The following is a 6,473-nucleotide window of genomic DNA, read 5'->3' as shown; positions in this document are numbered from 1 at the left end:
CGAAGACGATCAGCGCATAGACGAGGCCGTCGAGCCCTCCAAGATAAGCGGCGAGCCACGCACCAATACCAGCGATGCCGGTTTGGATGGCGTGCCAGATGGCGTGTAGAGACATGAGAATGATTCCTTTCGTGGGCATAAAAATTGCCCACACCCATCTGGGGTGAAGGCATCAAAAATTGGTGTAGCACTGGGCTACATGGTCGGGTCAGTGAGAACTTCGAGAATCGGCTCTGTCAGATCAATCGACGCGACCTGTGGCACTGGGAGTTCTTGGGCTTCGATGGCCTCTGCTGGTGGTGCGGGCGTGGCATCGGATTCGATCGGGACGATGGGTAGCTGTACTTCTTCGCTAGACGTTGACTCATCATCTGAAACGTCGGTCATTTCTGTGTCCTTTTCTTCCTTGGCCTTCATTGGCCACCCTTGGTGATGGCGTCGTAGAGAACGTCGTAGGCTTCCGCCGCCACGCCAGACAGTTCACCCTCATAGCCGTCAAGAAGTGCTTTCACGTCCTTGTCGTGGCCGTCGTAGGTGGGACCCGACACTTCCGCAACCGAGGTCAGCAGATTCTGGCGGGCTTCGAGGAATTCACTGGCTTTGTCGGGGTCGGCGAGGACGAACGTGCCATCGTCGGCGAATATCGGGCGGCCGTTCTCGTCGAGTGTTGCGAATTGGGTGACGAGGTCGTATTCGTCTTCCCCGAACCGTGCAATCGCTTCCTTCACTAGCGTGAGGAGTTTCGAGCGAGCACGGGACTGCGCCGCCTTCAACGGCATATTGGTGGGTAGGTCGGCGATGGGTTGCAAATGGTGGTTGGCGAGCATGATCTTCATGAGGGTTTCCTTTTACTTATGCGAGGTTGGTGGACATGGCCGACAGGCCTGTGTTGGAGAAGTACCGCCACGTGATGTTCGAGCCGGTTCCGGAGATGGATGTGATCCACCCTTGATTGAGCAGGCTGAGGATTGCGTTCATCCTCGACATCAAATCCTTGGTGCGATCAAAGAGACGGGTCATGTTGTAATACGACCCGTTGGTTACGACCATCAGGTCGTAGGTGTGAAACACGACCTTCGCCAGCCCATTGCTCGACGCCCACCCGGCGTAGGTGCCTTTCCCGGTGAGCGTGCAGTCTTGCAAGGTCACGTAGCGTGAGCCGGTGGTGTAGAACTTGTAGCCGTTGGTGCGCAAGTCAGCACCGAGATGAATGCCGGCCTCGCCGTAGAAGCGTCCCTTCGGATCCAGGGTGAGGCAGGTGAAGTAGCCACCGCCGGAAACCGTCTGGTATGTCCAGGCCACATAGTCGCCTTGATAGGCGACCTGGTTGACGACGCCTTGCACGTCGGGCTTGTCCTTGTGGGCACGGCGTGCCATCTCCCCGATGTAGCGGGAGCCGTACCAGAATTTCATCCCGGAACTGGAGATTGTCCCTTCCAAGGTGGAGCCGTTATACCACGCGATCTGCGTCGGCGAAATACGGATCGACTGGTTCCATCCGGCCAAGCCCACTTGGATCGCGTTGGTCGCGAGCTTGTCAGCCGAAATCGAGCGCGCCCCAATCCGAGCCGCCGACAACGTCCCAGTGGTGATCTTCCCAGCATCCAGCGCAGCGATCTTCGCCGACGTGACCGCTGCGTCCTTGATCATCGCATTGGTGATGTATCCGTTGGCGATCGTCAACTTGTCGGACGTGATCGATCCGGCGGCAATCCGCCCAGCAGCTAAATACCCGGAGGTGATCTTCGAGGCCGAGAGCGACCCGATTTTCGCGTCGGTGATCGCGGCGTCCGCGATGTGTGCGGTGCCGATGGCGGCGTCTGCAATGTGTGCTTGGCTGATCGCTTTCGACCCGATCATCGCAGCACCCACCGGTGTCTGTTCCCATTGGTTGTTGGTGAGGATGTATTGGCGGGCGATCACGCCGTCTACACGCACTTGCCATAGCGCGCCCTCCGGTCGGCCAGCCGCGTCCGCTACGCTCGGGTCAACAACGGCAACCGTGAGCCGCCCATCCGAAGTCATCGCAACGTCGTGGGCATCCTGCGCTAACTGGGTAGCGCCAGCGGCTGTGGTCTTGGCCTGGTCGATCTCCACCTGCGCCGAAGCCATCTGAGTGGCGACAGCATCGGCGGCGGTTTGTGCGTCGTGTGCAGCGGCGAGGGCGTGGTCGACCTCTGCGCGGGCGGCGTCGAGTTCCGCGCTGATCTGGGCATGGTTCAGGTCAGTAGCGAGTGCCACCCAGCCAGGCTGCCCGGTGTCGGTGAGCCGGTATATCCAGATTTCGGTGGTTTCGCCGTTCTGCTTGAACCATGTGTCGCCGAGCTGCGCCTTCTCGGGTTGGGCACTGCCGTAGTGGTTGGTGTTCTTCCCATCCGCACTAGCCAACGCGAACCCTGCCGCATCCGACGCAGCCACCGCCGTGCTGATGGCGGTTTTGACTTGCCGGGTGACAGACGTGAACTTCCGAGCTACGGTTCCAAGTTCGACCGAGATGTACTGGAGCGTGAGCGGGTTGTACTCGTAGGCCACTACCCGCGCCGTGAGCGCAATCCCAAGATCGGTGTGGCGGACGGTCACCGTGTCACCAATTTCGACGGTTTCCAGCCGTGCGAGATCAGCGTATTCACGGGTTTGTGAAAGGTCAGTGAAGCGGATCTTGTACGAAGCGGACGGCTCATCCACATGCTTGGCGCTGAATTCTGCCGCCGCTAGACGGCGTAGTTCGCCGTGTGCTTGGTCGAGCGGAAGCTCGCCTTCACGCGGGTTGTCTTTATCAGTAATGGCTTTGACTTGTCCGTAGCGGATGACGCGGATACGCGGCACCACATAATCGCCCAACTTCGGCGAATCCACATAGAGTTCAGGCAAGAGTAGGCCGTCGTAGCCGACCGGGAGAATCCGTGTCACCACCGTCGAAAAATCGATAGCCGATTCGAAGCCAGTGAGGTTCTTGCGGTCACGGATGACCACCCCGTGGTTGGCTCCACGCATGGGCCCGTGGTGAATGTGCCAGTTGTCCCGGGTGATCTCACCGCCCCAACGCGCAGCGAACGTGTTGTCCTCGCCCGCATCCATCAGAGCTTGGGCGATGGGCATGCGCACCAACCGCGCCGAAGACCTAGTCACCGTATCCGACGAGGTAGCAGTAAACCCGTGCTTAGTGTTTGCCGCGCCAAGGATTTGAGTGAGTGCGCCTTTCGCGGTTTTGTTGACCACGTAGGTGTCGGCGATGAGGTTCGCCGCCAGATCATAGAAGACATGAAACGCCGTTACTTCCAGCAAACCTTCGATCGTGGTGACGACCTCGCTAATCCGGAAACCCTGACGTTGCTCCAACCCTGGCACGGGCGCTGCCACAATGTTCTCAAGTACGAGGTGCGTGGCTGCAGGTCCATCTGCTGGGTAGGTGAAGGTCAAGGAGAATTCGCCACCTAGTTCTTCAGTCACGATCGGGTTGATGATCTCCCGATCCAAGACTCCTAGCCCGGTGGTGGTGAATGTCGTGGCGGTGCGGTCGTGAACCGTAATCATGAGAGGCCTTCCAAAGACAACAGTGGCCACCCCACGAAGGGATGACCATCGGAACTTGCGTGAGTTGGGTGTTAGGGGTTGCGCCAGTTCGGCGTGATCACGATCTTCGAGATACCAGCGCCGAGCGTGATCCGATTGACCCCAGGCTTCAAAACTGGGAAGGCTTCACTGAGCGCATCGGTCTGGACTTTCCCGTGGGCGTGTGCGACGAGACGCGCGCTGTCGAGCGTGACGGAGCCTGCTGGCGAATTCACCTGATGTACCGTTTTGTTCACCGTCAACGAGAGCATGCCCGTGCCTGTAACAGTGATGATCGGATCCGCATCAAGTAGGCCAGGGTTGGTGATCGTCCCCGACTCCGACATTATTAACGGCTTCAAACCCTCGGTCAGGTAAGTGAAGGGCTGGCAGGTCAGGCGTGCGGTGAAGAACCCCCACCCCGACAGCTCCCGGCGCAGTTCGCTCACTTCGCAGTGCTTAACCTTGCGGTAAACACCAGGCTCGGCAGTCAACGCAATCGTCGAAGCGCCCGTCAGCTCATGGGCGGCTTTCCGGTATTGGTGGAGCCCGTCACGGATAGGCACCGCGAGTTCAAGCTCGAGTTCGGTGTCCTCCCAGCCTATAAACCTGGTCAGGGTTCCGGCGCGGCCTTCGATCTCGATATCGTTCACCGCACGGACGGCGGCGGGTATCGCAACCGGGGCGGTCAAGCGCAGACCAAGCGACGTAGAGGTCACCGTGTCGTTCAAGGTGAACCCATACATTAGTAGCCTCCTGCCATCACGGTCTGCCGCCGATCAAGACGAGCAAGTTGTTTGTCGAGAGCGGGTGCGAGTTTGCCGACCAGCGTCCCATCCGACAACGTCACGCTAATTTCCAGCGAAGACAGGATGCGCTTTGCTGTGGCATCGACGATGCTCGCGACATCCACACGCTCACTATCAGCACCGCCACTCGTATCGCGATTGATAGCTATGGGTTGTGGAGTGAGGTCAACGGCAGGTACCTGCAGGTCTGCCACTGCGTCGATCGGTACATGAAGTCCGTCTTCAAGCTCGCTGAAGGCGTCCATCGTGTCCCTAGCCAAACCAGTGGCAGCAGTGACAGCCTTGTTGCCATCGATTTTGATGGAGCCGCGAGGCCTTCGACGAGCATCCGTCCTGCCCAGGCCATCTTGCGAGACGGTGAGTGGATGCCGAAGAAGCCAGTGATGGAGTCCCAAATCCCGCTTGCCCAGTTCGAGACCGAATTCCACAACCACCCCGCCAGGGATTGGATTCCGTTCCACAGGCCGTAGACGAGGTTTTTGCCCGCCTCCGCCATCTGCCACATGCCCTGGCCAACGGCCGAGACGATGCCGGTAATGATCTGCGGGATTGCTGCGACGATCGTGGAAATGATCTGGGGTAACGCCCGCACGAGTGCCGTCAAGAGTTGGATGCCTGCTTGGACGAGTTGCGGGATAGCCCCACCAATCGCCGACACAATACTTGCGATAATCTGCGGCAACGCGGCCACAATCGTTGTAATGATCTGTGGCAACGCCCCAATCAACGCCGTCAGCAGTTGAATGCCTGCGTCGATGAGCTGCGGGATCGCACCCACCACGCCGCTGACGATCGCAGTAATAATCTGCGGGAGTGCTGCGACGATTGCTGTGATGATCTGTGGCAACGCCCCAATCAACGCGGTCAGCAGCTGGATTCCTGCTTCGATGAGCTGCGGGATCGCACCCACAAGGAAGGTCACTATGCCGGTGATGATCTGCGGGAGCGCTTCGATGATGACGGGGATGGCTACGATGAGGCCTTCGGCGAGTCCGGTGATGAGCTGCAACGCCGCATCCAACAAAAGCGGTAGGTTATCGACGAGCCCTTGGACGAGGGCGACGAGCATTTCCACCGCCGCAGGAACCAGTTCCGGTAGTGCTTCGCCGATGCCAGAGACGAGGGTTGCGATGATCTGAATCGCCGCCTCCAACAAGGACGGCAGTGCTTCGATGATTGCCTCGACCAGCGCGATAATCAGCGTCACCGCTGTCTCGGCCACTTGTGGGAGGACTTCGATGATGCCCTCTAACAGGGCGGTGAGGATGGACATGCCGGTCTCGACCACCATCGGTAGCTGCTCAGCAATAAATGCGAGGGCTTCCTGTAAGACTTGGCCGAGGGTGTCGATGAGTGCGGGTGTTCCGCCTTCTTCGAACGCTGCGGTTAGTTCGTCGATCCACCCGTTGACCATCGGCAACACCGAACCCGCCAACGCCTCCGACAGACCACCAGCCAACAACCCCTTGAGATTTTCCACCCCGTCCTGCATCGTGGCAAGCTGCCCGGAGAAGGTCTTGGATTGGGCGTCCATGGCCCCGTAGAAACGCCCGCCTTCAGCAGTAGCACTGGCGAATGCGTCAGCGACCATGTCAGCCGAAATAGCACCCTTGGCCATATCCTCTTTCAGTTCACCGATGGACTTGCCGGTCTTGCGGGAGATCTCTTCGAGCGGGTTGAATCCGGCGTTGATCATCTGCAGCAAGTCCTGACCCGTGAGCTTGCCGGTCGAAGACATTTGGGCGAAGGCGAGCGTGAGCGATTCCATCTTCACCGCATCACCTTGGGAGATATCGCCGATTTCGTTCAGGTGCTTTTTCGCATCCTCAAGGCTCATTCCGAAGCTCAGGAGGGTCTGCATGTTGCCCGCGAGGTCCTCCATACCAAACGGAGTCTTCGCCGCCTCAACCTTCAGGTCATTGACCAGTTTCTGAGCCTTGGCTTGATCACCCAGCATCGTGGTAAACGAGGTGGTGTATTGCTCCATGCGGGCGTTGTATTCCACGCCTTCCTTCAAGGCTCCGGCCATGCCGCGCCCAATACTGGCGATCGCATGCCCGATACCCTTGACCCCGGCAATGATGGCTTCGGAGGCGAGGTTGGCTTTCAACA

Annotated in this window: 4 protein-coding genes and 1 pseudogene; all 5 read right to left on the bottom strand. The window is 59.0% G+C overall.

Translation table 11 applies throughout. The annotated features are described in order from the left end of the window. Positions 1 to 195 precede the first annotated feature (195 nt). Positions 196 to 387, bottom strand: a complete 192-nt coding sequence (locus HMPREF2975_RS06135) for an acetyl-CoA carboxylase (protein WP_227469296.1) — start codon at positions 385 to 387, stop codon at positions 196 to 198. 26 nt (positions 388 to 413) lie between these two features. Beyond that, positions 414 to 836 carry a DUF1617 family protein gene (locus HMPREF2975_RS06130; protein WP_070726513.1) on the bottom strand — a complete coding sequence of 141 codons (423 nt, stop codon included), beginning with the start codon at positions 834 to 836 and terminating at the stop codon, positions 414 to 416. A gap of 16 nt (positions 837 to 852) precedes the next feature. After that, positions 853 to 3,534 carry a phage tail spike protein gene (locus tag HMPREF2975_RS06125; protein ID WP_070726511.1) on the bottom strand — a complete coding sequence of 894 codons (2,682 nt, stop codon included), beginning with the start codon at positions 3,532 to 3,534 and terminating at the stop codon, positions 853 to 855. A gap of 71 nt (positions 3,535 to 3,605) precedes the next feature. Then, entirely contained in the window at positions 3,606 to 4,298 is a 693-nt protein-coding gene (locus HMPREF2975_RS06120) for a hypothetical protein (RefSeq protein ID WP_070726510.1), read from the bottom strand. Beyond that, positions 4,298 to 6,473, bottom strand: a pseudogene (locus HMPREF2975_RS06115) (tape measure protein); the annotation flags it as partial. The gene HMPREF2975_RS06120 and the pseudogene HMPREF2975_RS06115, both read right to left, overlap by 1 nt.

Source organism: Actinomyces sp. HMSC065F12 (genome assembly GCF_001814535.1).
GTDB lineage: Bacteria > Actinomycetota > Actinomycetes > Actinomycetales > Actinomycetaceae > Pauljensenia > Pauljensenia radingae_A.
This window is presented reverse-complemented; position numbering and strand designations above follow the sequence as displayed.

Excerpts from the sequence above, each read along its gene's own strand:
- HMPREF2975_RS06120 (WP_070726510.1), bottom strand. The coding sequence starts at position 4,298 with ATGTATGGGTTCACCTTGAACGACACGGTGACCTCTACGTCGCTTGGT.
- HMPREF2975_RS06135 (WP_227469296.1), bottom strand. The coding sequence starts at position 387 with ATGACCGACGTTTCAGATGATGAGTCAACGTCTAGCGAAGAAGTACAG.
- HMPREF2975_RS06130 (WP_070726513.1), bottom strand. The coding sequence starts at position 836 with ATGAAGATCATGCTCGCCAACCACCATTTGCAACCCATCGCCGACCTA.
- HMPREF2975_RS06125 (WP_070726511.1), bottom strand. The coding sequence starts at position 3,534 with ATGATTACGGTTCACGACCGCACCGCCACGACATTCACCACCACCGGG.